Source organism: Pseudomonas sp. R1-7, assembly GCF_051132105.1.
Classification (GTDB): domain Bacteria; phylum Pseudomonadota; class Gammaproteobacteria; order Pseudomonadales; family Pseudomonadaceae; genus Aquipseudomonas.
Window position 1 is genome coordinate 3243659 of the sequence record NZ_CP071661.1, and the last position, 25052, is coordinate 3268710.

The 25052-nt window shown below is 61.6% G+C and carries 23 protein-coding genes; 12 read left to right on the forward strand and 11 right to left on the reverse strand.

The features are described 5' to 3' along the window. Positions 1–10: 10 nt before the first annotated feature. Genes J3P79_RS14500 through J3P79_RS14510 form a run of 3 tightly spaced genes read right to left on the reverse strand, consistent with a single transcriptional unit; the run spans position 11 to position 2741 of the window. Positions 11–883 (reverse strand): rhomboid family intramembrane serine protease, encoded by an 873-nt coding sequence (locus J3P79_RS14500; RefSeq protein WP_434603521.1) that lies wholly within the window; start codon positions 881–883, stop codon positions 11–13. After that, positions 880–1854 carry a metallophosphoesterase gene (locus tag J3P79_RS14505; protein ID WP_434611475.1) on the reverse strand — a complete coding sequence of 325 codons (975 nt, stop codon included), beginning with the start codon at positions 1852–1854 and terminating at the stop codon, positions 880–882. The genes J3P79_RS14500 and J3P79_RS14505 overlap by 4 nt, the downstream gene beginning before the upstream one ends. Next, positions 1851–2741 carry an NAD(+) kinase gene (locus tag J3P79_RS14510; RefSeq protein ID WP_030142621.1) on the reverse strand — a complete coding sequence of 297 codons (891 nt, stop codon included), beginning with the start codon at positions 2739–2741 and terminating at the stop codon, positions 1851–1853. Before J3P79_RS14510 ends, J3P79_RS14505 begins: the two co-directional genes overlap by 4 nt. A 105-nt stretch (positions 2742–2846) precedes the next feature. On the opposite strand from J3P79_RS14510, the gene J3P79_RS14515 reads away from it, so the two are divergent. Continuing rightward, a complete protein-coding gene (locus tag J3P79_RS14515) occupies positions 2847–3797 on the forward strand; it encodes a DUF1853 family protein (RefSeq protein WP_434603524.1) in 951 nt (316 codons plus the stop codon). A 71-nt stretch (positions 3798–3868) separates the two neighbouring features. Here J3P79_RS14515 and J3P79_RS14520 read toward each other — a convergent pair whose 3' ends face one another. Both J3P79_RS14520 and J3P79_RS14525 read right to left on the reverse strand, forming a co-directional pair. Next, positions 3869–5152 carry an arsenic transporter gene (locus tag J3P79_RS14520; protein ID WP_434603526.1) on the reverse strand — a complete coding sequence of 428 codons (1284 nt, stop codon included), beginning with the start codon at positions 5150–5152 and terminating at the stop codon, positions 3869–3871. Positions 5153–5339: 187 nt separating this feature from the next. Beyond that, positions 5340–5897: an NADPH-dependent FMN reductase gene (locus J3P79_RS14525; protein WP_434603528.1), complete on the reverse strand. Its 558-nt coding sequence runs from the start codon at positions 5895–5897 to the stop codon at positions 5340–5342. 186 nt (positions 5898–6083) lie between these two features. Here J3P79_RS14525 and J3P79_RS14530 point away from each other — a divergent pair, with 186 nt between their 5' ends. Together J3P79_RS14530 and J3P79_RS14535 are read left to right on the forward strand one after the other, a co-directional pair. Next, a complete protein-coding gene (locus J3P79_RS14530) occupies positions 6084–6314 on the forward strand; it encodes a hypothetical protein (protein ID WP_434603530.1) in 231 nt (76 codons plus the stop codon). An 86-nt stretch (positions 6315–6400) separates the two neighbouring features. Continuing rightward, positions 6401–7294, forward strand: coding sequence for a LysR substrate-binding domain-containing protein (locus tag J3P79_RS14535; protein WP_434603532.1), 894 nt, complete (start codon positions 6401–6403; stop codon positions 7292–7294). Here J3P79_RS14535 and J3P79_RS14540 read toward each other — a convergent pair. The 4 genes from J3P79_RS14540 to J3P79_RS14555 all read right to left on the reverse strand — a co-directional run bounded on the left by J3P79_RS14540 (position 7260) and on the right by J3P79_RS14555 (position 10182). After that, positions 7260–7874: a GNAT family N-acetyltransferase gene (locus J3P79_RS14540; protein ID WP_434603534.1), complete on the reverse strand. Its 615-nt coding sequence runs from the start codon at positions 7872–7874 to the stop codon at positions 7260–7262. The genes J3P79_RS14535 and J3P79_RS14540 overlap by 35 nt on opposite strands. A 167-nt stretch (positions 7875–8041) precedes the next feature. After that, positions 8042–8803, reverse strand: a complete 762-nt coding sequence (gene dnaQ / locus J3P79_RS14545; protein ID WP_434603536.1) for a DNA polymerase III subunit epsilon — start codon at positions 8801–8803, stop codon at positions 8042–8044. 79 nt (positions 8804–8882) lie between these two features. After that, positions 8883–9335: a ribonuclease HI gene (gene rnhA / locus J3P79_RS14550; protein WP_030142629.1), complete on the reverse strand. Its 453-nt coding sequence runs from the start codon at positions 9333–9335 to the stop codon at positions 8883–8885. An 88-nt stretch (positions 9336–9423) separates the two neighbouring features. Beyond that, positions 9424–10182 (reverse strand): class I SAM-dependent methyltransferase, encoded by a 759-nt coding sequence (locus J3P79_RS14555; RefSeq protein ID WP_434603538.1) that lies wholly within the window; start codon positions 10180–10182, stop codon positions 9424–9426. Between the two features lie 65 nt (positions 10183–10247). Here J3P79_RS14555 and gloB point away from each other — a divergent pair, with 65 nt between their 5' ends. The 8 genes from gloB (at position 10248) to fabI (ending at position 20933) form a co-directional block, all read left to right on the forward strand. Then, the gene (gloB, locus tag J3P79_RS14560) at positions 10248–11015 is read left to right on the forward strand and encodes a hydroxyacylglutathione hydrolase (RefSeq protein WP_434603540.1); all 768 of its coding nucleotides are present in this window, start codon (positions 10248–10250) and stop codon (positions 11013–11015) included. 99 nt (positions 11016–11114) lie between these two features. Next, positions 11115–12563, forward strand: coding sequence for a transglycosylase SLT domain-containing protein (locus tag J3P79_RS14565; protein WP_434603542.1), 1449 nt, complete (start codon positions 11115–11117; stop codon positions 12561–12563). A 165-nt stretch (positions 12564–12728) separates the two neighbouring features. After that, a complete protein-coding gene (locus J3P79_RS14570) occupies positions 12729–14558 on the forward strand; it encodes an extracellular solute-binding protein (RefSeq protein WP_434611477.1) in 1830 nt (609 codons plus the stop codon). After that, the gene (locus J3P79_RS14575; RefSeq protein WP_434603544.1) at positions 14555–16408 is read left to right on the forward strand and encodes an extracellular solute-binding protein; all 1854 of its coding nucleotides are present in this window, start codon (positions 14555–14557) and stop codon (positions 16406–16408) included. The genes J3P79_RS14570 and J3P79_RS14575 overlap by 4 nt, the downstream gene beginning before the upstream one ends. 4 nt (positions 16409–16412) lie before the next feature. Continuing rightward, on the forward strand, positions 16413–17486 hold the full coding sequence (locus J3P79_RS14580; protein ID WP_434603546.1) for a microcin C ABC transporter permease YejB: 1074 nt from the start codon (positions 16413–16415) through the stop codon (positions 17484–17486). Position 17487: 1 nt separating this feature from the next. Then, the gene (locus tag J3P79_RS14585) at positions 17488–18507 is read left to right on the forward strand and encodes an ABC transporter permease (RefSeq protein ID WP_434603548.1); all 1020 of its coding nucleotides are present in this window, start codon (positions 17488–17490) and stop codon (positions 18505–18507) included. Between the two features lies 1 nt (position 18508). Further along, positions 18509–20119, forward strand: a complete 1611-nt coding sequence (locus J3P79_RS14590) for an ABC transporter ATP-binding protein (RefSeq protein WP_434603550.1) — start codon at positions 18509–18511, stop codon at positions 20117–20119. Positions 20120–20138: 19 nt separating this feature from the next. Further along, positions 20139–20933: an enoyl-ACP reductase FabI gene (fabI, locus tag J3P79_RS14595; protein ID WP_003202751.1), complete on the forward strand. Its 795-nt coding sequence runs from the start codon at positions 20139–20141 to the stop codon at positions 20931–20933. A 54-nt stretch (positions 20934–20987) separates the two neighbouring features. On the opposite strand, the gene J3P79_RS14600 is transcribed toward fabI, so the two are convergent. Together J3P79_RS14600 and treA are read right to left on the reverse strand one after the other, a co-directional pair. Further along, positions 20988–21920: a LysR substrate-binding domain-containing protein gene (locus J3P79_RS14600; RefSeq protein WP_434603552.1), complete on the reverse strand. Its 933-nt coding sequence runs from the start codon at positions 21918–21920 to the stop codon at positions 20988–20990. A 61-nt stretch (positions 21921–21981) separates the two neighbouring features. After that, a complete protein-coding gene (gene treA, locus J3P79_RS14605; protein ID WP_434603554.1) occupies positions 21982–23586 on the reverse strand; it encodes an alpha,alpha-trehalase TreA in 1605 nt (534 codons plus the stop codon). Positions 23587–23733: 147 nt separating this feature from the next. Here treA and J3P79_RS14610 point away from each other — a divergent pair, with 147 nt between their 5' ends. After that, positions 23734–25035, forward strand: a complete 1302-nt coding sequence (locus J3P79_RS14610; RefSeq protein ID WP_434603556.1) for an SDR family oxidoreductase — start codon at positions 23734–23736, stop codon at positions 25033–25035. Positions 25036–25052 lie beyond the last annotated feature (17 nt).

Here is a 25052-nt window from a genome sequence, read left to right on the forward strand (position 1 = left end):
CAGGCGCCGGTCAGGGGGCCATTTTACGGCGAGCGAACAGCCCGCCCAACAACCCCGTGAAGCAGCCGACGAGCAGCCCGCCGACGTGGGCCGCGTTGGCGATTTCACCAAAACCGATCAGCGAAACCAGGCCGGACAGGCACAGCAGCAACCACACCAGCATCATCACCAGCACCCCTCGGGGCAGATGATAGGCCGGGTTCGGTGCGAGCAGTTGGTAGATCCAGCAATGGCCCAGCAGGCCGTACAACACCCCCGACAACCCGCCGAACAGCGTCGGGCCACTGAAAAAATACTGGGCGAAATTGGAAACGAGGCTGAACAGCAGCGTCAGCCCCAACAGATTGATGCCGCCCTGGCGCGCTTCGATTCGCCGCCCCAGCTCCCAATACCACATGCCATTCATGGCGATGTGCAGGAAGCCGAAGTGAATCAGCATCGGCGTCACCAGGCGCCACCACTGCCCCGCCCCCAGGCTATCGGCCAGCGGGGTGAACTGGATGTATTCGCCGACCACGCGAAATTCGAGGAAGGTCAACCAGCGCAGGGTTTCAAGATTATCCCCGAGCAGAGTCACGGCGCTGACGACCAGGCTCAGCAACAGCACCAGGGCCGTCACCGGGCTGCGGGTCAGTTGCTGGACAAAACCGGGACGCCGGGCGGTCCTGCCGATTTCCGGCAATTCCAGCTGCTGTTCAGGATCGCCAGCGGGGAACCGCGCGTACAGCGAGCGCACGTCCTCGCTGATGTCATTCGGCACCCAGAGCACCTGCTCGCCCGCCTCCTCGCTGACACGATGGGGAACCTGCATGCGTTGCAGCAGCTTGACGAAACCGCTCAGGTCCACCGCCAGGGGCAGGCGCAGAACCGCGACGACGCTCATTTCACCACCTCCGGCCGCTCGACATCGACCCAGACGAACTTGTGCGGATCCAGGCGGGTTTCCTGGTCGAGGCGATACGCAACGAGCTTGCCATAGAGCACCGCGCTGTAGTCCAGGCACGCCAGGTTCGAGCGAATCGGCGCGGGCTTGCCGCTGCGCCAATAGTGACCGACGAACAGCATCGGTTCATCGACGCCGTAACGCAGGAGGTTGTTTTTCTCACCCGGCGTCAATGGCGTGCGTGCCACCGGCTCCGGCAACGCATCGGGCTGGAAGACGATATCGCCGTAGGTCTGCGGGTTGTCTTCCCAGAACTTGGTGCGAAAGAACGCCCGCGTCAGGCCATCGCCGCCCGTCAGCGTCATGCCATGGGGCAAGCGCATGTCCGTGCCGCGCAGCAGGCGGTCGAAAACCGTACAGGCGAAACTGCCGGATTCGGCCGACGCCTGGAGAAAATGCTCATCGACGCAGCCATTCGGGAACAAGCCCCGTAGCGGCTCGATCAGGCCGGCGTCCCAGCAGGCATGCACGACCCGGAAGCGACCGGCGTCGACAAACAGCGGCAGCTCATAGAACCACTTGAGGAAATCATGCCAGTCGCCAGGGTGCTGGTCGAACTGGGTCAGGGTCTCGTGGAGCAGGCGAGCATGGCGCGGCGTGTGTTCACGCACGTAGCGCTGGCCGCTGCCGGGCAATGCCGGTGTGCTCCAGCCCAAGGCGTTGAATTCGTGGTTGCCCATGATGCACAGCGCCTGACCGGCTACGACCATGTCATGGACGATGTGCAGCGCCTCGCGGATCCGCGGGCCACGGTCGATGATGTCCCCCAGGAACACGGCCATGCGCGACGGATGCCGCCAGACCCCGCCCTGCTTGTGGTAACCGAGTCGGTCCAGCAGGTGTTCCAGGGTCAGGGCGCATCCGTGCACGTCACCGATCAGATCGTAACTGCGCGCAGGATCGAGCATCAGTCGCCTCCACCCCCCAGACGACTGCCCCAGCCGAGCTTGGTCCGGCAGACTTCGTAGTAATTGTGATCCAGCGGATGGATCAGGCGCAGCTTTTGCGCTTTTTTGCTGACGGTGATGGTGTCACCCGGCGCGCAGGTGAAATGGTTCTGGCCGTCACACGACACTTGCGGGTAGATCTGCATATCCTTGGACACGACGATTTTCAGCTCGCTGTTGCCATCGACCACGATGGGTCGCCCAGACAAGGTATGGGGGTACATGGGCACAATCACAATAGCGTCGAGCTTGGGGTGCATGATCGGGCCGCCGGCCGACAGCGCATAGGCAGTGGAACCGGTGGGCGTGGCGACGATCAGGCCGTCGGCCTTCTGGCTGCAGACAAACTGGCCGTCGATGTACAACTCGAATTCGATCATGCGCGTGGACTTGCCAGGGTGCAGCACCACGTCGTTGAGGGCATCGCCCTGGCCGATGGCCTCGGCGTGACGGCGAACCTCGGCTTGCAGCAGGAAGCGGTTTTCCACCAAATAATGGCCGTCCAGCACCTCGGCGACCTTGACCTCCAGCTCGTCGGGGCGGATATCCGTCAGGAAACCGAGGCTGCCCCGGTTGATCCCCAAAACCGGGATGTTGTGGCGCGCCAAGGCCCGGGCGGCGCCCAGCAGGCTGCCGTCACCGCCGACCACGATCACCATGTCGCAGACTTCGCCGAGCATCTTGCGCGACGACGTCTGCAGCCCATGGCCCGGCAACACTTCGGCGATGGTGTCTTCGAGAATGACATGCAGGTGCCGCTCCAGGAGGAAGCGCTTGAGGCGGCGAACGGTGTCCAGTACCTGTGAACTGCCCAGGCGACCGATGATGCCGATATTGCGAAATTGCTCCATGGGGCTCCTGCGAGGGTCTGCGACGGGCGAAAAACCCGATTATGGGCGAAAGCGCGCCGTAGACAAAATTCTTTAAGCCTCCAGCGCAGCGGCTATGCTCGCAAGATGATCCTGTTTCCTGAATTGCTGGACCTGCCCCGCCGCCTGCGCCATCCCGAAGTGCGGGACCTGGCGTGGGCGATCGTCGCCCCGCCGATGCTCATCGACACGCCCTGGCCCCAGCGTCACCCGCTGGCGGGCAGCGACTGGGTGCAGCAGCCCCATCGGTTGGAACACTGGCTGCGCCAGCTCGACCATGACAGCTACCCGCTGCTGCACTGCCTGTCCCAAGGACGGACGCGGCGCCTGGGCCTGTATTACGAAAGGTTGTGGCAGTTTGCCGTGGAACACGCACCGGGCATCGAATTGATGGCGGCGAACCTGCCAATCCGTCGCGAGGGTCATACGCTGGGGGAACTGGACCTGCTGCTGCGTGATGGTGAAGGTGTTCATCACTTGGAACTGGCGATCAAGCTGTACCTCGGCCCGCAACAGGGCAATGGGCACGACACCGCGCAATGGCTCGGCCCTGGCTGCCATGACCGGCTCGATCGAAAGCTGGCGCACCTTCGCGAACACCAACTGCCGATTTCAGCACGCCCGGAAAGTCGCGAGGCCCTGGCGGCGCTGGGGATCGCATCGTTTCGCTCACACCTTTGGCTCGGCGGCTACTTGCTCTACCCCTGGCCGGGCGAAGCCGAACCGCCGAGCGGCGCCCACCCCAAGCATCTGCGCGGCCGTTGGCTGCACCAGCGGGACTGGCCTGGATTCGTCGCCCAGCGCCCACCGGGCCGTTGGCAGCCCCTGCCCCGCGCCGCCTGGCTGGCCCCGGCCCATTACCCGCCGGACCAGGTCTGGGCTGCCGCGCAACTGGACGCCTGGCGAACCGCCCTCGACCCGACGGCGCCGGCGCAACTGATGGTGCGCCTGACGGAGAATGCCGAGGGCCAATGGGAGGAAGCCGAGCGCGCATTCCTGGTGGCGGATCTTTGGCCAGATGTGCCGGGCAGTGATTGAGTCGTGCTGTGTCTGGACTCTGTCTTCGCGAGCAGGCCCACAGCGCCTGCTCGCGAAGGGGTCGCTCCGATCTAGATGGACAAGCGAACAGCCAACGCCGCCAACGTCACCAGCAACACCGGCACCGTCAAGACGATCCCGACCTTGAAGTAATAGCCCCAGCCGATGCGAATATCCTTGCGTGCCAGCACATGCAACCAGAGCAAGGTTGCCAGGCTGCCGATCGGGGTAATTTTCGGGCCCAGGTCGCTGCCGATGACGTTGGCGTAGATCATCGCCTCCTTCACCACCCCGGCAGCCTGGCTGGCGTCGATGGACAAGGCGCCGACCAACACCGTTGGCAGGTTGTTCATCAATGAGGACAGCAGCGCAGTCAACAGCCCCGTGCCCATGGCCGCGCCCCACACACCATAACCGGCGAAACCGTCAAGCCAATGGGCCAAGTAGCCTGTCATGCCGGCATTGCGCAGGCCATAGACCACCAAATACATCCCGAGGGAAAAAATCACGATCTGCCAGGGCGCTTCCTTCATCGCCTTGCGGGTGGAGATCTTGTGGCCGCGGGCCGCCACGGCCAGCAGCAGCGCAGCGCAGGCCGCCGAGATCAAGCTGATGGGAATCCCCAGCGGCTCCAGGGCAAAGCAGCCCAACAAGAGGATCGCCAACACTGCCCAGCCGGCATAAAACGTCGCCTTGTCGTGGACTGCGGCTGCCGGATCGTCCAGTTGCCCGGGGTTGTAGTCCCGCGGAATGTCGCGACGAAACACCCACATCAGTATCGCCAGGCTGGCCGCCACGCTGACCAGGTTCACCGGCACCATGACCGACGCGTAGCGGTTGAAACCAATGCCGAAGAAATCCGCCGAGACGATGTTTACCAGGTTGGACACCACCAATGGCAGGCTGGCGGTATCGGCGATGAAACCGGCGCCCATCACGAACGCCAAGGTCGCCGCGGGCGAGAACCGCAGGGCCAGCAGCATCGAAATCACAATGGGCGTCAAGATCAGCGCCGCCCCATCATTGGCGAACAGCGCCGACACCAGGGCGCCAAGCAACACCATAAAGGCGAACAGCTTGCGCCCGCTGCCCCGTCCCCAACGGGCCACATGCAGGGCCGCCCAGGCGAAGAAACCGGCCTCGTCCAGCAGCAGGCTGATGATGATCAGCGCGACAAACGTGCCGGTGGCATTCCAGATGATCTGCCAGACCACCGCAATGTCACTGACGTGCACCGCCCCGCTCAGCAACGCCAGCACCGCGCCGAGCGTGGCGCTCCAGCCGACGCCCAAGCCTTTGGGTTGCCAGATCACCAGGATGATGGTCAGCAGGAAAATCAACGAAGCGACGAGCATGCGTAACAGCCTGGAAAAGAGAGGGTTGAAAACAAGAAACAACGGCCACGCAATAATTTGTGGCGAGAGAGATTGCTCCCACTGAACTGCGCAGCAGGTCCGATTTCTGGGCTGCGACGCAGATTGTGGGGGGCCGCTTAGCGGCCCAAGGGGAGCAAGCTCCCTCGCCACGGGATCTGCGGTGGTGTCAGACTTTCTTGTGCTGCTCCACCCATTTGCCATAGGCATCGATGAATTTCTGCAAGAAAGGCCTGACCGAATCCGCCAGGTTGCCCGCCTCGTCGAACGCGGTCCCGGCACCGCTCAGATAGGCCTCCGGTTGCTGCATGCACGGCACGTCGAGAAACACCAGTGACTGGCGCAGATGATGGTTGGCGCCGAAACCACCCATCGCACCCGGCGATGCGCTGATCACCCCACCCGGTTTGCCGCTCAGGCAACTTTGGCCGTAAGGGCGCGAGCCGACGTCGATGGCGTTTTTCAGGGGTGCCGGCACCGAGCGGTTGTATTCAGGGGTCACGAACAGCAGCGCGTCGGCGGCGCCTACTTTCTGGCGAAACGCCGTGTAGGCGGCGGGTGGCGAGACGTCGATGTCCTCGTTATAAAGGGGCAAATCACCAATTTCGACAATTTCAAGTTTCAGGTTGGACGCGGCCAGGTCAGCCAGCGCAAGGGCGATCTTGCGGTTGATCGACGCCTTGCGAAGGCTGCCCACTAAAACCGCAACGTTGTACACATCACTCATGAGGGGGTTCTCGACTGTCGGCTCAAAGGAAGCCTGTAGTTATAGATGATCGGCACGACAATTGGACCAATGGAATGTCGAAAACCGGCCAACCGGACTATTTTTTTCTTGTAGGAAAACTTACCGCGCTCGACCAAGGTCTACAGCACCGCAAATCGAGTGATCTATTTCCAGAGGTTCTAAGCAATGGCAGCAGTACTTGTCGGACAGTTTCATGCACGAGACGCTGAAGGTCGCGTCTATTCAGTGCATGAATTCCAAGAATCAGACCCGTCCCTGGACGGCAGTGGCAAGGATGTCATCACCTATAAGCTGGCCATTGGCGACCGAGTCAGCAAACTGGACGAGGAAAAATTCCTCTTGGTGCAGTCCGGCATCGAACTGATCCGCGAACCCGAACCGCAAATAGCGCTGTAACCTGGTTTCATGAGCAGAAGTCGTACCCGTAATTGGGTTAGGATTCAGCCACTCAATGGCTTACCTGCCTAATACGGACTTCTTGCATGCGTTTACGCCACATCGAAGTGATCCAGGCGCTGCTGCAGACCGGCCACCTTGGCACCGCGGCCGAATGGCTGCAATTATCGGTCGCCGAGGTCGAGTCGATCCTGCGGGATGCGGAGGCCCAGCTCGGCTTCATGCTGTTCGCCAGCGTGCGCGGACGGCTGCAGGCCACCCGCGAGACCCTGGAGTTGCGCGATGGCATCACGCGGCTTTACGACACCCTCGAACCGATCCAGCGGCTGGCCAGCAGCCTGAAACATCATCATGCCCCGCCCCTGCGCATCATCTGTACCCCGCCGCTGGCGCAACAGCTTTTGCCCCTGGGCATCGCCGCCCTGCGTCGGCGCCACCCGGACGCGCCTTGCACCCTGCTCAGCGAGCCGACCCGCAATATCGTCAAGAGCCTGTTGCTGCGTGAAAGCGACCTGGGCCTGAGCTTGCACGATCCGGAACACCCGGACATCCGCTGCCAGACGATCGCCCAAGGCAAACTGCAATTGCTGGCACCCCATGGCTGGCTGCAACCGCGACAAAAATACATTTCGCTTCAAGACCTGGCAGGCCAGTCGCTGGTGGGGCTTGATGGTCACGACCCGCTGAGCCCGGTATTCGATCACAAGCTTGCGGCGCTGCGCCCCGCGCCGGTGATCCAGATCCGCGTGCAGACGCACCAGATGATGCGCGCGATGGTCGAAGCCGGCGAAGGCCTTGCCATTGTCGACCCGTTCACCGCCTCGGGCGCCAAGGGCAGCGGCCTGGACATCTGCCCCGTGTCGCCGGCCGTTCCCATCTGCCTCTACGCGCTGAGCCTGAACGGTGCAGAGCCTTCGCCGACGGTCCAAGCACTGCTGGAACGGATCAAGGAACAAGCCGAGGCGTTGCTGAACCACTGATCGTCATGCCCAGCGGATCATCGAATAACCGGTACCAGAACAGCGCCACCTCGGCGGTGTGCCGATCGATGCCGCGATAGCGCAAGTGGTCGACCCCGCCGAGTACATAGCCGCAACGTTCATAGAGCCGGCACGCACCCAGGTTGTTGTTCTGGGTTTCCAGCATGATGCCGGGCAGTTTTTTCTTGCGACTCCAGAACTGGGCCACATCGAGCAACGCCTTGGCCACACCATGACGACGCGCCGGGGCATGCACCGCCAACTCGTCGATATGGGCATAGCCATTCCAATTGGTACTGACCACCAAATGTCCCACCGGCTGGTCGTCCAGGTAGGCCATGAAGATTTCGCTGTCGGGAGCATCGCGGAAACTGCTGAATTCTTCAGGATCGATGCCGTAGCATTTGCGGTAGGGAACGATCGGCGTGACTGGCCATTGGCTCACCGGTCGACCGATCTGCGGCGTACCGTAGGCGCTGACCTCAAAACTGAAATCGCTGCCCCAGACGTACGCGGCGAAACCGTCGTCGACGACGCGTACCGACAGGCCGGGATGCTTGGGATTCGTGACCGGTTGCATACTGGGAAAGGTCCTCATTCCTTGAGGCAATCAACGGCACAGTGCCATCCATTGCCCTTGCCTCTCGAATCTTCACACATCAAGCGGGTATCCATGGCCTGCCTTACTTCAGGTTAGAAGGTACTGGCGATTGTCGCGAGAAATGATCGCTCCCACAGGGTTATGTTTCAGTTCGCGGCAGCCTGCGCCTCAACCAGTTGCGTCCACAATGCCGGGGCACCGGCGGACTTGGCGATCGCTTCCAGACGCGCGGCATGCTCGGCCAGGTCGTTCTCGCTGGCGCGGATGATCCGTGCAGGTTTGCGGTCCGCCGGCAAGCGACGAATTTCCGTAGCCTGGTTGCCCGAGCCTTCACCGGTCCCGTTGCCGTCCGAGGCATTGCCGGCCAGTGACAGGCTGGTTTGCCCGCCGGTCATGGTCAGGTAGACGTCGGCGAGGATCTCGGAGTCGAGCAAGGCGCCGTGCAATTCACGACCGGAGTTGTCGACGCCGTATCGCTTGCACAAGGCGTCGAGGCTGTTGCGCTGCCCAGGATGCCGTTCCCGGGCCATCATCAAGGTGTCGAGAATGGTGCAATGCCGAGTGATATCGGCGCGATCCTGCTGGCCCAGCAGGGCGAACTCATTGTTGATGAACCCGACGTCGAACGCAGCGTTGTGAATAATCAGCTGCGCGCCCTGGATGAATTCGAAGAATTCATCGGCCACCTCGGCGAAACGCGGCTTGCCCACCAGGAATTCATTGGTGATGCCGTGCACGCCGATGGCGCCCTCGTCACTTTCGCGGTCCGGTTGCAGATAAACGTGGAAATGACGACCGGTCAGGCGCCGGCCGATCAGTTCGACACAGCCGATTTCAATAATCCGGTGACCGTCGGTCACCGGCATGCCGGTGGTTTCGGTATCCAGTACTACAGATCTGTTGGCCATCAGTGTTCAGCTCTCAACGGGCAGTCTTGCAAAAGCGCGGATGGTAACACGCCCATACCGCATCCTGACGAGGTCAGGATCAAGCCTGCTTATATCCGCGCACCTCATCCACGCCCCGGTTGGCCAACTGGTCGGCCCGTTCGTTGCCATGGTGGCCGATGTGCCCACGCACCCATTTCCAGGTGACGTTGTGGCGATTGACCTGCTCGTCCAGCAGTTTCCAAAGGTCGGCATTCTTGACCGGTTCCTTTGCAGCCGTCTTCCAGCCGCGCTTCTTCCAGTTCGCCATCCACTCGTTGATGCCTTTCATCACATACTGCGAGTCGGTCACCAGCAGCACATCGCAAGGGCGCTTGAGCTCTTCCAGGCCGCGAATGGCCCCCATCAGCTCCATGCGGTTATTGGTGGTATTGGCTTCACCGCCCCAGAGCTCCTTTTCCACGCCCTTGCACACCAGCAACGCACCCCAACCACCCGGGCCAGGGTTGCCCTTGCAGGCGCCATCAGTGAAGAGTTCTACGCTATCGCTCATGCCAATCAATCCAAAAAAAAACAAAGGCCGCCGTCCGGGACCGATCAGCGCCCGGAGCCAGATACGGCCAGAACCATCAGAAAAAGGCTTACGGCTCGATGTGACGTCGATTGACCTTGGCCATCGGCAAGGGAATCAGCTTGCCCATCGGCTCGCGTCGCACCTGACGCACCGGGCGCAGCCCGACAGCGATCTTGCGCGCCACCAATAAATAGAAGCCGCCGCCGGACAATTGCCAGGCACCCGCCTTGCGCTCCCAGCCGGCCAATCGGGCCTGCCACTTGGGCGACGCAAGCGGCGGACGATAGCACCCGAAGCGGCGTTTCTCCAGCGCGAAGCCCAGCAGGTTGAGCCAGTCGCCGACCCGCGAAGCCGAAATGCAACGGGCCTGACGCAATGCGTCGCTGGCGAACACATGACGCAACCCCCAACTGCTCCAGGGATTGATGCCGATGATCAACAGATGCCCGCCGGGCCGCACACTGCTGGCGGCCTCACGGAGCAACCCATGGGGCGACAGGCAGAAATCCAGCCCGTGCTGCATCACCACCACATCCGCGGCATGCTCGCTCAACGGCCAGGCCTGCTCCTCGCAAACGATTTCGACGCCCGGCAATGGCGCCCCCAGGCGCACATTGCGCTGGACCTGGAGAGCCGACGGCGGTGTTTGCGCCGACGGACCGTAATGCACCAGGTAGCCGCCAAAGAACCGGCCCAGCTCCTCTTCGAGCATGCGCCGCTCTTCTTCCAGCAGAAATTGCCCTACAGGGCCGGACAGCCACTCTCGGGCGGAGCTGATCAATGCCAGCCAGTCAGGATCGGCCTGAGCGAACGCTTCATCGGTCATTGCATTCTCCAACGCGCCAGGAAGTTCTAAGATGCGCCTTTGTTTTGAGCTTGGCGAATTCCACGATGATACAGATCACTGCCCTGCCCGCGTTTACCGATAACTACATCTGGTTGTTACAAGATCACTCGACGCAGCGCTGCGCCGTGGTCGACCCAGGCGACGCCGCGCCGGTGCAGCACTGGCTCGATGCCCATCCGGGCTGGGTCTTGACCGACATCCTCGTCACTCACCATCACAATGACCATGTCGGCGGTGTCGCCGCGCTGAAAAGCGCGACCCGCGCCACCGTCTACGGCCCGGCCAGCGAAAACATCCCGGCGCGTGACATCGCCCTGGGCGACAATGCGAAAGTCAACGTGCTGGGCCTGGATTTCGATGTCCATGCCGTCCCCGGTCATACGCTGGGGCATATCGCCTACTACCACCGTGGCCTGTTGTTCTGCGGCGACACGTTGTTCGCTGCCGGTTGCGGCCGGCTCTTCGAGGGCACGCCCGAACAGATGCACCATTCGCTGGGCCGACTCGCCGCGCTTCCCGAAGATACGCTTGTCTACTGCACCCATGAATATACTTTGAGCAATCTGAAATTCGCCGCCGCCGTCGAGCCGACCAATCCGGACGTTGTCGCCCGCCTGGAGAAAGTCACCCAGCAGCGCAGCCAGGGAGTCATCACGCTGCCTTCGACCCTGGCGCTGGAAAAACTCACCAATCCATTTTTGCGCACGACTGAAACATCCGTTAAACAAAAAGCAGACGAACGGAACGGCCAGCGAAACCAGACGCCGAGTGAGGTTTTTGCGGCCTTGAGGGCCTGGAAAGATAAGTTCTAAGGCGGCTACCGATTGATACAAAAATTCTGAATGGTTGACCTGTTGGGGTGCGCTTCCTAGAATCGGCCGACATTTTTGCCCGGAACTTACTTCCAGCCAATGTCGTCATCTACTCGCAGGTCCGTCCAGTCAGACACACTGACCCGCTTGGCCCAGGCCATCGCGGTGGCTGTGTCCGCCACGCTGGCGGGCTGTCAGAGCACCGGCCATGTGCCACAGAACGATGCTGCGCATAAGCCGAATGTCGCTGCGCGAGCCAAGCAAAAGCCCGTATGGCTCACGGAAAAGCCCGCCCCCCAAGTGCCCCAGGACGTGTGGGAACGCATGCGCCAGGGCTTCCAGCTCCAGGAAACCGCCGGCGTAAACCCGCGCATCGAGCAGCAGCGCCTGTGGTTCGCCAGCAACCCATCGTTCCTGGAGAACGCCGGCGAGCGCGGCAGCTTATATATCCATTACATCGTCGAGCGCCTGGAAGAACGCAACATGCCGCTTGAGCTGGCGCTGTTGCCGGTAATCGAAAGCGCCTACAACCCGATGGCCTATTCCCGGGCCAACGCGGTGGGATTGTGGCAGTTCATCCCCTCCACCGGGCGCTATTTCAACCTGCGCCAGACCCGTTTCTACGACGGCCGTCGAGACATTACCGCGTCCACCACGGCCGCGATGGATTACCTGACGCGCCTGCATGACATGTTCAACGGCGACTGGCTGCTGGCGCTGGCGGCCTATAACGCCGGTGAAGGCACGGTCAGCCGCGCCATCGAACGCAACGAGAAGCTTGGCCTGCCCACCGACTACTGGAACCTGCCGCTGCCCAGCGAAACCCAGGCCTATGTGCCGAAACTGCTGGCGCTTTCCCAGGTCGTCCTGGCTCCCGAGGCCTATGGCGTGAACCTCAACCCGATCGCCAACGAACCGTACTTCCAGGTTGTCGAAATCAACCAGCGCATGGACCTGTCGAAGGTTGCGGCGGTGGCGAACATCGACGAGGACGAGCTGTTCCAGCTCAACCCGGCATTCAAGCAGCGCACCACCATCGATGGCCCGCAGCACTTGCTGGTCCCGACGTCCAAGGCTCAGCTGCTGACCGCCAGCCTCTCGACCATGCGCCCGGAAGAACTGATCAGTCCCCGCTCGCTCAAGCCGGTTTTCGAAACCGCCGACGACGGCGAAGTGGAAGGGGCCAGGCGCACCTACCGTGTCAAGCGCGGCGACAACCTGGCCCGGATAGCCAAGGCCAACAATGTCCAGACCAAGGACCTGCAACGCTGGAACAAACTCAGCGGCAACAAGCTCAAGGTTGGTCAGACCCTGGTGATGCGGGACGTCAAGGCCAGCAAGGCGAGCGGCAAGCGAATCAACACCGTCGTGGCCGCCAAGGGCAAGGAGCAAAAGAAGCAGACCCAATACAAGGTCAAGCAGGGCGACTCGCTGTACGTCGTCGCCAAGCGCTTCAATGTTGAAATGCAACACCTCAAGCGCTGGAATCCGCGCATGGGCAAGGCGCTCAAGCCTGGGCAGATGCTGACGGTCTATTCCCCCCATTGACAGATGGGTTCCATGTGGCGAGGGAGCAAGCTCCCTCGCCACAAAAGCGCTCTTGCCCCAGTTCAACTAATCCAACAGCTTCGCCCCCGCCTTTTTCCCGTCGATACAAGCTGTTACTGTACAGGCCATAAAAGCCCAAGCCGCCTGGATCGGATCCCAGACTTGATACGTCCCCTCCTCCTGCTCCTGATCAGCCTGGCATCGAGCCCTGCCGCCAACGCCACCATCAGCGAAAGCCATGGCTATGCCCAGTTCGGCACGCTCAAGTACCCGGCCCGATTCACCCACTTCGACTGGGTCAACCCGCAAGCGCCCAAGGGCGGTACCTTGCGGGTCATGGCATTCGGCACGTTCGACACACTGAACCCCTACACCTTCAAGGGCAGCAGCCCGGTTTCCACGGCGAATTTCCTGCAATACGGCATCAATGAGCTGAACGAGCCGCTGATGGTCGGCACGGGTCAATACGCGCCGTCCGGGGATGAGCCCACCTCAAGCTACGGCCTGATCGCCCAGTCGGTGGAGTACAGCGAGGACCGCAGTTGGGTGGTGTTCAACCTGCGGCCCGAAGCGCGCTTCCATGATGGCGTGCCGATCACCGCCTATGACGTCGCGTTCTCCTACCGGACTTTACTCAAGGATGGCCACCCGCAATACCGGACCAACCTGCAGGAAGTGCTGCGGGTCGACGTCCTCAGCCCGCTGAAGATCCGTTTCGTGTTCAAGCGCTCCGGCAACCCCTTGCTGATCCTGCGCTTGGGCGAACTGCCAGTTTTGCCGCAGCATTACTGGAAAGACCGCGATTTCAAGGCCACCACCTTCGAACCGCCACTGGGCAGCGGCCCTTACCGCATCACCAAAGTGCAGCCAGGTCGCCAGTTGGTGTTCGAGCGAGTCAATGATTACTGGGGCAAGGACCTGCCAGTCAATCGCGGCAGGTACAACGTCGACCGAATGAACGTGGAGTTCTACCGTGACAGCGACGTCGCCTTCGAAGCCTTCAAGGCCGGCGAGTTCGATATCTACATCGAGCATCAGGCCAAGAACTGGGCCAACGGCTATAACTTCCCGGCGGTGAACCGTGGCGATGTGATCAAGGCGCAGATTCCCCACCGGATTCCGACCCAGACCCAGGGCCTGTTCATGAATACCCGGCGTGCCACGTTCGCCGAGATCAAGGTTCGTGAAGCCCTGGGGTTGATGTTCGATTTCGAGTGGACCAACCGCACGCTGTTCAGCGGTGCCTACAAACGAACCCTCAGTTATTACCCCAACAGCGAATTCTCTGCCACTGGCCTGCCTGTCGGCCACGAATGGCTGCTGCTTAAACCTTATCGCGAACAACTGCCGCCCCGATTGCTGACCGAGCCCTTCAGCCTGCCCGAAACCGACGGTCGCGGCGTTCCACGGGAAACCCTGCGCAGAACCTTGGGCCTGCTGAAGGAAGCCGGCTGGACCCTCCATGGCCAGCACCTGCTGAACGCCGACGGTCAACCCTTGCGCTTCGAGATCCTGCTGGTGAATCCGAACCTGGAGCGCATCCTGCAGCCCTATGTCGAAAACCTCGCCAGCATCGGCGTCCAGGCCCGTCTGCGCACGGTGGACCGCGCCCAGTACAAACAGCGCCTGGACCAGTTCGACTTCGACATGATCCTGCTGACCCTGAGCCAGACGCTCAGCCCAGGCCTTGAGCAATGGCAGTATTTTCACTCCAGCCAGGTCGGGATCAAGGGCAGCAAGAATTACGCAGGGATCGCCAACCCGGTGGTCGACCATCTGCTGGAAAAACTGCTCGCCGCCCAGACCCGCGATGAACAGGTCGCCGCTGGCAAAGCCCTGGACCGTGTGTTGCTATGGCAGCATTACTGCATTCCCAACTGGTATATCAATTATCATCGCCTGGCGTACCGCAACCGGTTCGCCTTTGTCACTACGCCGCCCTATACCCTGGGCTTGAGCGCCTGGTGGCTGAAATCTTCGGAGAAGGATCAATGAAGCCTATACGCGCCCTGCTCCTGCAGGCCGGCAGCCTGTTGTTCGCCGGGCTGGCCTGCGCCGCGCCGCAGCATGCCGTGACCCTGTACAACGAGCCGCCGAAATACCCGGCCGATTTCAAGCATTTCGATTATGTGAACCCCGAGGCCCCCAAGGGAGGGGTATTTCGCCAAGGCGGGTTTGGCGGCTTCGACAGCCTCAACCCGTTCATCAGCAAAGGCGTGCCGGCCGACGACATCGGCCTGATCTACGACACGTTGGCCAAGCAAGGCCTGGACGAGCCCTTCACCGAATATGGCCTGGTCGCGGAGAAAATCGAGAAAGCCCCGGACAATGGCTGGGTGCGCTTCTATCTGCGCCCCGAAGCCCGCTTCAACGACGGCCACCCGGTCCGCGCCGAAGACGTGGTGTTCAGCTTCCAGACGCTGACCAAGGACGGCGCACCGATGTTTCGCGGCTATTACAATGACGTCGCTGAAGTCATCGCCGAAGACCCGCTCAAGGTCCTGTTCAAATTCAAGCACACCCATAACCGTGAATTGCCGTTGATTCTCGGCCAACTGCCGGTATTGCCCAAGCATTGGTGGGCCAGCCGGGACTTCAGCAAGGGCAACCTTGAAATTCCCTTGGGCAGTGGCCCGTACGAGGTCGCCGAAGTGAAGGCCGGTCGCTCGATCCGCTACGAGCGGGTGAAGGATTATTGGGGCAAGGATTTGCCGGTCAATCGCGGCTTCTACAACTTCGATGTGCTGGTCACCGACTACTACCGCGACAACACTGTGGCCGTCGAAGCGTTGAAAGCCGGACAGTTCGATTACTGGCTGGAAATGACAGCGAAAAACTGGGCCAACGCCTATAACGTCCCTGCCGTGACCGAAGGCCGGTTGATCAAGGAGCAGATCCCCAACGGCAACCCTACCGGTATGCAAGGCTTTATCTACAACCTGCGCCGGCCGGTCTTCCAGGATATACGGGTGCGCAAGGCCCTGAGCCTGCTGTTCGATTTCGAATGGACAAACAAGCAACTCTTCAACGGGGCCTACGCCCGTACCCGCAGCTATTTCGAGAATTCGGAAATGGCCGCCACCGGCCTGCCTGGCGAAGATGAACTGAAGATTCTCGAACCCCTGCGCGGCAAGATTCCCGAGCAGGTCTTCACTGAAGCCTTCCAGGCTCCGATGTGCGACGGCAGCGGTATGATCCGCGACCAACAGCGCAAGGCCTATCAATTGCTGCAAGAAGCCGGCTGGCGCATCGTCGACGACAGGATGGTCGATGCCCAGGGCAAACCGGTAGTGCTCGAGTTCCTGCTGGCCCAAACCGACTTCGAGCGGGTCTTGCTGCCGTTCAAGCGCAACCTGAGTGATTTGGGCATCGAACTGGTGATCCGCCGCGTCGACGTATCCCAGTACATCAACCGAGTACGCTCCCGGGATTTCGACCTGGTGGTGGGCAGCTTTCCGCAATCCAGTTCGCCGGGTAATGAACAGCGCGAATTCTGGATGTCCGCCGCGGCGGACAAGCCTGGCAGCCGCAACACCATGGGCCTGAAGGACCCGGCCGTCGACCAGTTGGTAGAACAGTTGATCAACGCCGATTCGCGAAAGAGCCTGGTGGCACATGCCCGGGCGCTCGACCGAGTGTTGCAGTGGGGCTACTACGTGATTCCCAACTGGCACATCAAGACCTGGCGCGTCGCCTATTGGAACCACATCGGCCATCCGAAAGTCACGCCAACCTATGACATCGGCACCACCACCTGGTGGGTCAAGCCGGAGATCAAGCCATCCGATGAAGTAGAGAAGCAGGTCATCGAGCAGAAAGTCGCCGCCCCTGCGAGCGTGGAGTAACCAGATGCTGGCCTATATTTTTCGGCGATTGCTGCTGATCATCCCGACCCTGTTCGGCATCTTGCTGATCAACTTCGTCATCATCCAGGCCGCGCCCGGCGGGCCGGTGGAGCAGATGATCGCCAAGCTCGAAGGCTTCGAAGGCGCTACCAGCCGCATTGCCGGCGGCGGAGCCGAGGTGTCGGTGGCCGGTTCCTCCTACCGCGGCGCCCAGGGCCTGGACCCGGCGCTGGTCAAGGAAATCGAGCGCATGTACGGCTTCGACAAGTCGGCCCCGGAACGCCTGTGGATCATGATCAAGAACTATGCGCGGCTCGACTTCGGCGACAGCTTTTTCCGTGACGCCAAGGTCATCGACCTGATCAAGGAAAAGATGCCCGTCTCCATCTCGTTGGGGCTGTGGAGCACCCTGATCATGTACCTGGTCTCGATCCCCCTGGGGATCGCCAAGGCCACGCGGCACGGCAGTCATTTCGATGTCTGGACCAGCTCGGCCATCATCGTCGGCTACGCGATCCCGTCTTTCCTGTTCGCCATCCTGCTGATCGTGGTGTTTGCCGGCGGCAGTTATTTCGATTGGTTTCCACTGCGGGGGCTGACGTCCAACAATTTCGACGAGCTGACCCTGGGCGGCAAGATACTCGATTATTTCTGGCACCTGGCTTTGCCCGTGACCGCCCTGGTGATCGGCAACTTCGCCACCATGACCCTGCTGACCAAGAACAGCTTCCTGGACGAAATCAACAAGCAATACGTGGTCACCGCCAAGGCCAAGGGTCTGACCCGCAGCCGCGTGCTGTATGGCCACGTGTTTCGCAACGCGATGTTGTTGGTGATTGCCGGTTTTCCTTCGGCGTTCATCGGGATCTTCTTCACCGGCTCGCTGCTGGTGGAAGTGATCTTTTCCCTCGACGGCCTCGGGCTGATGAGTTTCGAAGCCGCCATCAACCGCGACTATCCCGTGGTGTTCGGCACCCTGTTCATCTTCACCCTGCTGGGATTGGTGGTAAAACTGATCGGCGACCTGACCTACACCTTCGTCGATCCGCGCATCGATTTCGAAAGCCGGGAGCATTGAGATGAACCTGTCCCCTCTCAATCGCCGTCGTTTCGAACTGTTCAAGGCCAACAAGCGTGGCTGGTGGTCGCTGTGGCTGTTCCTGGTGCTGTTCGTGCTGAGCCTGGGCGCCGAGCTGATTGCCAACGATAAGCCGCTTGTCGTGCATTACGACAACGGCTGGTACTTCCCGGCCCTCAAGCGCTACCCGGAAACCACCTTCGGCGGCGAGTTCCCGCTGGAGGCCAACTACAAGAGCCCGTACATCCGCGAGTTGCTGGCGGCCAAGGACGCCTGGGTGTTGTGGGCGCCTATTCCGTTCAGCTACCAGAGCATCAACTACGACTTGAAAGTCCCGGCCCCGGCACCGCCCTCCTCGGTGAACTGGCTCGGCACCGACGACCAGGGCCGCGATGTGCTGGCCCGGGTCATCTATGGCTTTCGCATCTCGGTGCTGTTCGCGTTGACGTTGACGATACTCAGCTCGATCATCGGCGTGATCGCCGGTGCCCTGCAGGGTTTCTATGGCGGCTGGGTGGATCTCGCCGGCCAGCGTTTCCTGGAGATCTGGTCCGGGTTGCCGGTGCTGTACCTGCTGATCATCCTCGCCAGTTTTGTTCAACCGAACTTCTGGTGGCTGCTGGGCATCATGCTGTTGTTTTCCTGGATGAGCCTGGTCGACGTCGTGCGCGCCGAGTTCCTGCGCGGGCGCAACCTGGAATACGTGCGCGCCGCACGGGCGCTGGGCATGCAGAACGGCGCGATCATGTTCCGCCACATCCTGCCCAATGCCATGGTCTCGACCATGACGTTCATGCCGTTCATCCTCACGGGCGCCATCGGCACCCTCACCGCCCTGGATTTCCTCGGCTTCGGCCTGCCGGCGGGCGCGCCGTCCCTGGGCGAATTGGTGGCCCAGGGCAAATCCAACCTCCAGGCACCCTGGCTGGGCATCAGCGCTTTCGCGGTGCTGGCGATCATGCTGAGCCTGCTGGTATTCATCGGCGAGTCCGCTCGCGATGCCTTCGATCCGAGGAAGTGATATGAACCAGGACAACCTGATCGAAGTACGCGACCTGGCGGTGGAGTTCATTGTCGGCGAACGCCGCCAGCGGGTGGTCGAGAGCGTCAGTTTCGACATCAAGCGTGGCGAAACCCTGGCCCTGGTGGGCGAAAGCGGCTCGGGCAAATCAGTCACCGCCCACTCGATCCTGCGCCTGCTGCCCTACCCGCTGGCCCATCACCCCACCGGGACCATCCAGTACGCGGGCCAGGACATGCTGGGCCTGAAGGAAAAAACCATCCGCCACATCCGCGGCAACCGGATCGCCATGATCTTCCAGGAACCGATGACGTCCCTGAACCCGCTGCACTCCATTGAAAAGCAGATCAATGAAGTGCTCGGCATCCATAAAGGCCTGACCGGCAAAGTCGCTACCCGCCGCTCCCTCGAACTGTTGGAGCTGGTCGGCATCCCCGAACCGCACAAGCGCCTCAAGGCCTTGCCCCATGAGTTGTCCGGCGGCCAGCGCCAGCGGGTGATGATCGCCATGGCCCTGGCCAACGAGCCGGAACTGTTGATCGCCGACGAACCGACGACCGCGCTGGACGTCACCGTACAGCTGAAAATCCTCGATCTACTCAAGGATTTGCAGGCGCGCCTGGGCATGTCGCTGCTGCTGATCAGCCATGATTTGAACCTGGTGCGAAGAATTGCGCATCGCGTATGTGTCATGCAGCGCGGTTGCATCGTCGAACAGGCATCGTGCGCAGAGTTGTTCCGCGCGCCGCAACATCCGTACACTCGGGAATTGCTGGCCGCCGAGCCCAGCGGCAACCCGGCCAACAACGTCGTCGGTCCGCCATTGTTGGAGGTCGAGGACTTGAAAGTCTGGTTTCCGATCAAGAAAGGCCTGTTCAAGCGCACGGTGGATTACATCAAGGCCGTGGACGGGATCCGCTTCAAGCTGCCCCAGGGCCAGACGCTGGGCATCGTTGGCGAGAGCGGTTCCGGCAAGTCGACATTGGGGCTGGCGATCTTGCGGTTGATCGGCAGCCAGGGCGGGATCCGCTTCGAAGGCAACGATCTGGACAGCCTGACACAGCAGCAAGTCAGGCCGCTGCGCCGGGAGATGCAAGTGGTGTTTCAGGACCCGTTCGGCAGCCTGAGCCCGCGCATGTGTGTCAGCCAGATCGTCGGCGAAGGGTTGCGGATCCACAAGATCGGCACCCCGGCCGAACAGGAACAAGCGATAATCGCGGCATTGAAGGAGGTAGGCCTGGACCCGGAAACCCGGAACCGCTACCCCCATGAATTTTCCGGAGGGCAACGGCAGCGTATCGCCATTGCCCGGGCCCTGGTGCTCAAGCCGGCGTTGATTCTGCTGGATGAACCGACGTCGGCCCTGGACCGTACCGTGCAACGCCAAGTGGTGGAGCTGTTGCGGTCGCTGCAAACCAAGTACAACCTGACGTACCTGTTTATCAGCCATGACCTGGCTGTCGTCAAAGCGCTGAGCCACCAGCTGATGGTGGTCAAGCATGGCCAAGTGGTCGAACAAGGTGATGCCCGCAGCATATTCGCCGCGCCGCAACACCCCTATACACAGCAGTTGCTGGAGGCCGCCTTCCTGGCCCCAACAATTGCCGAATAACCTGAAAGAGGAGCAACACATGGGTTTTCTCGCCGGTAAGCGCGTACTGATCGTCGGTGTCGCCAGCAAGCTGTCCATCGCATCCGGCATCGCTGCCGCCATGCATCGCGAGGGCGCTGAGCTTGCCTTCACTTATCAGAACGACAAACTCAAGGGTCGCGTCGAAGAGTTCGCGCAAGGCTGGGGTTCGAGCCCTGAGCTGTGCTTCCCATGCGACGTGGCCAGCGACGAAGAAATCGCCAAGGTCTTCGAAGAATTGAGCAAGAAGTGGGACGGCCTGGACTGCATCGTGCACTCCGTGGGCTTCGCCCCGGGCGACCAGCTGGACGGCGACTTCACCGAAGCCACCACCCGTGAAGGCTTCCGCATTGCCCACGACATCAGCGCCTACAGCTTCGTGGCCCTGGCCAAGGCCGGTCGCGAAATGATGAAAGGCCGCAACGGCAGCCTGCTGACCCTGTCGTACCTGGGCGCCGAGCGCACCATGCCGAACTACAACGTCATGGGCATGGCCAAGGCTTCCCTGGAAGCTGGCGTTCGCTACCTGGCCGGCTCCCTGGGCCCGGACGGCACCCGCGTGAACTGCGTATCGGCCGGCCCGATCCGCACCCTCGCTGCTTCCGGCATCAAGAACTTCCGCAAGATGCTGGCCGCCAACGAAGCGCAAACCCCGCTGCGTCGCAACGTCACCATCGAAGAAGTCGGCAATGCCGGCGCCTTCCTGTGCTCGGACCTGGCGTCGGGCATCAGCGGTGAAATCATGTACGTGGACGGCGGTTTCAACACCACTGCCATGGGCAACATCGAAGAGTAAATCTTCACGCTGCGCCCAAAACGCCGCTTGGCCTGCAAAGGCCAAGCGGTTTTTTTATGCCTGCACCGGCTGCCCAACCGACAGATCCTGAAAACACGCCTCAAGAAATTCGACGCACACCCGCAGCTTCGCCGACTGACTGAGCCGCGTCGGATAGACCGCCCAGACATTGGCACTCTGCGAATAAGCCGGCAGGACCTGAACCAGCCGCCCCTGCTCCAACAGCGGCCCAGCGTCCCACATCGAGCGTAACAGGATCCCGCCGCCACTCAACGCCCACTCAAGGACAATCTCACCACTGTTGGAGGACAACGGGCCGCCGACGCGCACCGTCTCCGACTGCCCATCCTTGCTCAAGGTCCAGATGCCGAAGGCGTTATCGCGCTCCTTGAGCACCAGGCAATCGTGGTCCTTGAGGTCATCCAGGGAGTGCGGCGTGCCCCGTCGTCGCAAGTACTCAGGGGATGCGCAGAGCACTCGCCGGTTGCTCACCAGCTTGCGACCCAGATGCTGGCCCGGCAGGTCATCACCTACGCGGATCTCCAGGTCGAACCCTTCGCCGACGATATCGACGACGCGGTCGAACACGTCCAGGCGGATGTCGAGCCCTGGATACGTCTGCGATAGCTTGCCGATGGCCGGCGCGACATGATTGCGGCCGAACCCGAAGCTGCTGCAGATGTGCAATGAGCCGGTGGGCTGATGCCGAGCCCGAGCGATTTCGCCGACAAACTCCTCGAAATCACCCAACAATTTTTCCGCCCAGACCCGCACGCGCTCGCCGTCGTCGGTCAACGCGATGCGTCGGGTCGTGCGGTGCAGCAGCCGGGTCGACAGCGTCGACTCCAATACCGAGATGCGCTTGCTGATATAGGCCGGCGAGTAACCCAACGCCTCGGCGGCACTGGCAAAGCCGTTTTTTCGGACAACGGCCAGGAACACCTTGAGGTCTTCCGGCAACGGTAATTGATCACGACTTGTGTTCATGGACGCTACTACAGCCCTATTCTTCGCAATTTTGCGAAGAATAGCACTGAAGTGGCCCGGCTCAATCGCCGTATTTGCCCAGCAATTTAAGCGTCACGCCGTTGGTCCAGCCGAAGCCGTCCTGCAATTCATATTCGCCGCCTCCTCCGCCGCTGCCTTGTCCGGACACGTCGTATTTCTCCACCAGCTTGTCTTCCTTGCCATAGAGGTCCTGGACCTGTTGCAAGAAGCGGCTGCCGATTTCCCGTGCCAGGCCCGTTTGTCCGTAGCGCTCCAAGCCTTCGACCGCGACCCACTGCAGCGGCGCCCAGCCATTGGGCTCGTCCCATTGCTGGCCGTTATTCACCTGGGTAGTGGCGATGCCGCCAGGACGCAACAAGCCTTGGCGCACCGCGTCGGCGGTACGGGTGGCGCGTTCGCTGGAAGCCAGGCCTGTATAAAGCGGGAACAGCGTCGCGGCAGTGAGCGCCGGGCGCTGGCGGTTCTGCTGCCAATCGTAGTCGACGTAGTAGCCGCCATCGGCGTTCCACAGGTGCGTCTCGATGGCTCGCTGGCGTTGTTCGGCGCGTTGCCCGTAGGCCCGGGTGCACGGCGTGTTCCGCACCGTTTCACAAGCCTTGGCGATGGTGCGCTCCAAGTGATACATCAGGCTGTTCAAGTCCACCGGCGCGATGGAGGTGGTGCGGATGGTCGCCAGGGTCTTGCCATCCCCCAACCAACGGGAGCTGAAGTCCCAGCCGCTTTCGGCACCTGCGCGCAAGTCTCGCCAGACGTCCTCCTTGGGTCTGTCGGGCGCCTGTTCAGCAGTCTTGACGTCCTGTAACCACGACTCCTGGCGAGGCGTGGGGCTGTCATCCCAATAGCGGTTGAGCACACTGCCGTCGGCAAGCTTGACGACATGGCGCCCGGCCTCACCCGGCTTGAGCGTTTGCGCGCCTTCCATCCAGTAGGCGTATTCCTTCTGCAATTGCCCAAGGTAGCGTCCGTACGCCTGCTCGCCCTCGATGTGCGCCTGAAGCTCGACCATGTAGGCGAAGAAAGGTGGCTGCGACCGACTCAAGTAGTAGGTGCGATTGCCGTTGGGAATGTGCCCGTAGGTGTCGATCATGTAGGCAAAATTTTCGGTCATCTGGCGAACCTGCGGCCGGTCACCGCTTTGCTCCAGACCCAGCATGGTGAAATACGAGTCCCAGTAATACATTTCCCGGAAACGACCGCCGGGCACCACATACGGCTGCGGCAAGGGCAGCAGGCTGCTGTAGGGCGGGACTTGAGTGAAGGTTCGGCTGAGCACCGGCCAGAGGTTGTCGATGTGTTCCTTGATCGGCGCACCGGGTTTCGGCGCCGGACTTTCAGCCTGGCCGGATTCGATGAAGTTGTCCTTTACGAAGGCGTTGAGATCAAAATCTGCACTGTCGCGACGTGCCAGGTAATCGGCATGAATCTGCGCGGGATCGCGCTTGGGCAGCGCGTCGACGAAATGTTTCTGGTCAGTGAACAGCTGTTTGCCTTGCACCGCTTCAAACAACTCGGGGTACGCCTGGTCGGGCGGCACCGGGGGGCGACTTTGCGCGTCCTCGTAGCTCCAGATCGCGGGAGGTTGGCTTGAACACGCGGCGCAGAGCAGCGCGGTGAAGGACAGGCTGGCGAGATAAACAGAACGCATCTGAGGCTCCTTGATGTGGACACTTCCTACAGAAATGACTGACGGAAATGAGCCACGGTTCACTCGGACTTCCTTTCCTCACTTCAATGGAACCCCTGTTTCACCCCAGCTCTCTATCGCAGAACCAACAGAGCGGAGGTGTTGATCATGATTTCCCCGGCAACCGGCATGAGGGCAGGCGAACGCTACGCCGTCGAGAGCGTCGAGCGAGCGCCGCATTTCCCCGGCTTCTTCCTCGATGGAAAGTATTACCTGGGCCCTGAACTGAACACGGCAGTGGGCTGGCTGGAGGGCGTGAAGTTTCTCTATGACCAGCTCGATCCCGAGGGCGAGCCGGTGTACCCCGACAGGGTCGCCGGCACCATCGAAGACCTGACGCTGATCATGGCGGACGGCGTGCGCCTGAAGCTGACGCCCATGCGACTCGAGATCGACCATCCCGGGGAAAGATCCGCTTCCAGCCATGACACCCAGTCGTCTCCCTTGGCGGAAAAACTTGTCGTCATCACTGGCGCTTCCAGCGGAATCGGCCGTGCCACCGCGCAGGCATTCGCCCGGCAGCGTGCACGCCTGGTGCTGGCGGCACGCGACCGTGCGGCACTCGATGAGGTCGTCGCAGAATGCGAGGCTGAGGGAGCCAGCGCGCTGGCGGTGTGCACCGACGTTACCAGCAGCGAGCAGATGCAGGCGCTAGCCGCCGAAGCCGCGACGTTCGGTGACGGTCGCATCGACATCTGGATCAACAATGCAGGCGTGGGCGCCGTGGGCGATTTCGAACAAACGCCGCTGGAAGCCCATGAGCAGGTCTTGCAAACCGATTTGCTCGGTTACCTGCGTGGCGCGTACGTGGCCTGGCCGTATTTCAAGAAGCAAAAGCGCGGCATCCTGATCAATACGCTGTCGCTGGGAAGTTGGGTTGCCCAGCCCTATGCGGCGGCTTATTCCGCGAGTAAATACGGATTGCGGGGCTTGTCCGAGGCCTTGCGCGGTGAATTGGGGGAATACCGGGACATCCACGTCTGCGACATCTATCCCGCCGTCATCGATACGCCGGGCTTTCGCGATGGCGCCAACTTCACCGGCCACGCGCTCAAGCCACCGCCTCCGGTCTACGACCCACATCGCGTCGCCGAGGCAATGGTCAGTTGCGCCCTCGACCCCAAGCCCACCACCACCGTGGGCAGTGCGGCGTTACTGGCAAGAGCGGCGCACTTTCTGTTGCCAGGATTCGCGCAACTTTCCGGCTGGCTGACGCGCCGGGGCCTGAACCGCAGCCCGGCATCGGCCACCTCTCCAGGCAATCTGTTCGCCCCACCCAGCGGCCAGCGACGCGTCGATGGCGGTTGGCGCAAGCCGACTCGACGCCCCACGCCCTTGCTGGTGGCGGGTGCAGCGTTGTTGATTGGCGGATGCCTGGTGGCGTTGGGTCGCGAGCGTGGTCGAGGCTGATGCGGCTTGGGGTTGGG

Excerpts from the sequence above, each read along its gene's own strand:
- J3P79_RS14500 (WP_434603521.1), bottom strand. The coding sequence starts at position 883 with ATGAGCGTCGTCGCGGTTCTGCGCCTGCCCCTGGCGGTGGACCTGAGC.
- J3P79_RS14510 (WP_030142621.1), bottom strand. The coding sequence starts at position 2,741 with ATGGAGCAATTTCGCAATATCGGCATCATCGGTCGCCTGGGCAGTTCA.
- J3P79_RS14515 (WP_434603524.1), top strand. The coding sequence starts at position 2,847 with ATGATCCTGTTTCCTGAATTGCTGGACCTGCCCCGCCGCCTGCGCCAT.
- J3P79_RS14520 (WP_434603526.1), bottom strand. The coding sequence starts at position 5,152 with ATGCTCGTCGCTTCGTTGATTTTCCTGCTGACCATCATCCTGGTGATC.
- J3P79_RS14525 (WP_434603528.1), bottom strand. The coding sequence starts at position 5,897 with ATGAGTGATGTGTACAACGTTGCGGTTTTAGTGGGCAGCCTTCGCAAG.
- J3P79_RS14530 (WP_434603530.1), top strand. The coding sequence starts at position 6,084 with ATGGCAGCAGTACTTGTCGGACAGTTTCATGCACGAGACGCTGAAGGT.
- J3P79_RS14535 (WP_434603532.1), top strand. The coding sequence starts at position 6,401 with ATGCGTTTACGCCACATCGAAGTGATCCAGGCGCTGCTGCAGACCGGC.
- J3P79_RS14540 (WP_434603534.1), bottom strand. The coding sequence starts at position 7,874 with ATGCAACCGGTCACGAATCCCAAGCATCCCGGCCTGTCGGTACGCGTC.
- dnaQ (WP_434603536.1), bottom strand. The coding sequence starts at position 8,803 with ATGGCCAACAGATCTGTAGTACTGGATACCGAAACCACCGGCATGCCG.
- rnhA (WP_030142629.1), bottom strand. The coding sequence starts at position 9,335 with ATGAGCGATAGCGTAGAACTCTTCACTGATGGCGCCTGCAAGGGCAAC.
- J3P79_RS14555 (WP_434603538.1), bottom strand. The coding sequence starts at position 10,182 with ATGACCGATGAAGCGTTCGCTCAGGCCGATCCTGACTGGCTGGCATTG.
- gloB (WP_434603540.1), top strand. The coding sequence starts at position 10,248 with ATGATACAGATCACTGCCCTGCCCGCGTTTACCGATAACTACATCTGG.
- J3P79_RS14565 (WP_434603542.1), top strand. The coding sequence starts at position 11,115 with ATGTCGTCATCTACTCGCAGGTCCGTCCAGTCAGACACACTGACCCGC.
- J3P79_RS14575 (WP_434603544.1), top strand. The coding sequence starts at position 14,555 with ATGAAGCCTATACGCGCCCTGCTCCTGCAGGCCGGCAGCCTGTTGTTC.
- J3P79_RS14580 (WP_434603546.1), top strand. The coding sequence starts at position 16,413 with ATGCTGGCCTATATTTTTCGGCGATTGCTGCTGATCATCCCGACCCTG.
- J3P79_RS14585 (WP_434603548.1), top strand. The coding sequence starts at position 17,488 with ATGAACCTGTCCCCTCTCAATCGCCGTCGTTTCGAACTGTTCAAGGCC.
- J3P79_RS14590 (WP_434603550.1), top strand. The coding sequence starts at position 18,509 with ATGAACCAGGACAACCTGATCGAAGTACGCGACCTGGCGGTGGAGTTC.
- fabI (WP_003202751.1), top strand. The coding sequence starts at position 20,139 with ATGGGTTTTCTCGCCGGTAAGCGCGTACTGATCGTCGGTGTCGCCAGC.
- J3P79_RS14600 (WP_434603552.1), bottom strand. The coding sequence starts at position 21,920 with ATGAACACAAGTCGTGATCAATTACCGTTGCCGGAAGACCTCAAGGTG.
- treA (WP_434603554.1), bottom strand. The coding sequence starts at position 23,586 with ATGCGTTCTGTTTATCTCGCCAGCCTGTCCTTCACCGCGCTGCTCTGC.
- J3P79_RS14610 (WP_434603556.1), top strand. The coding sequence starts at position 23,734 with ATGATTTCCCCGGCAACCGGCATGAGGGCAGGCGAACGCTACGCCGTC.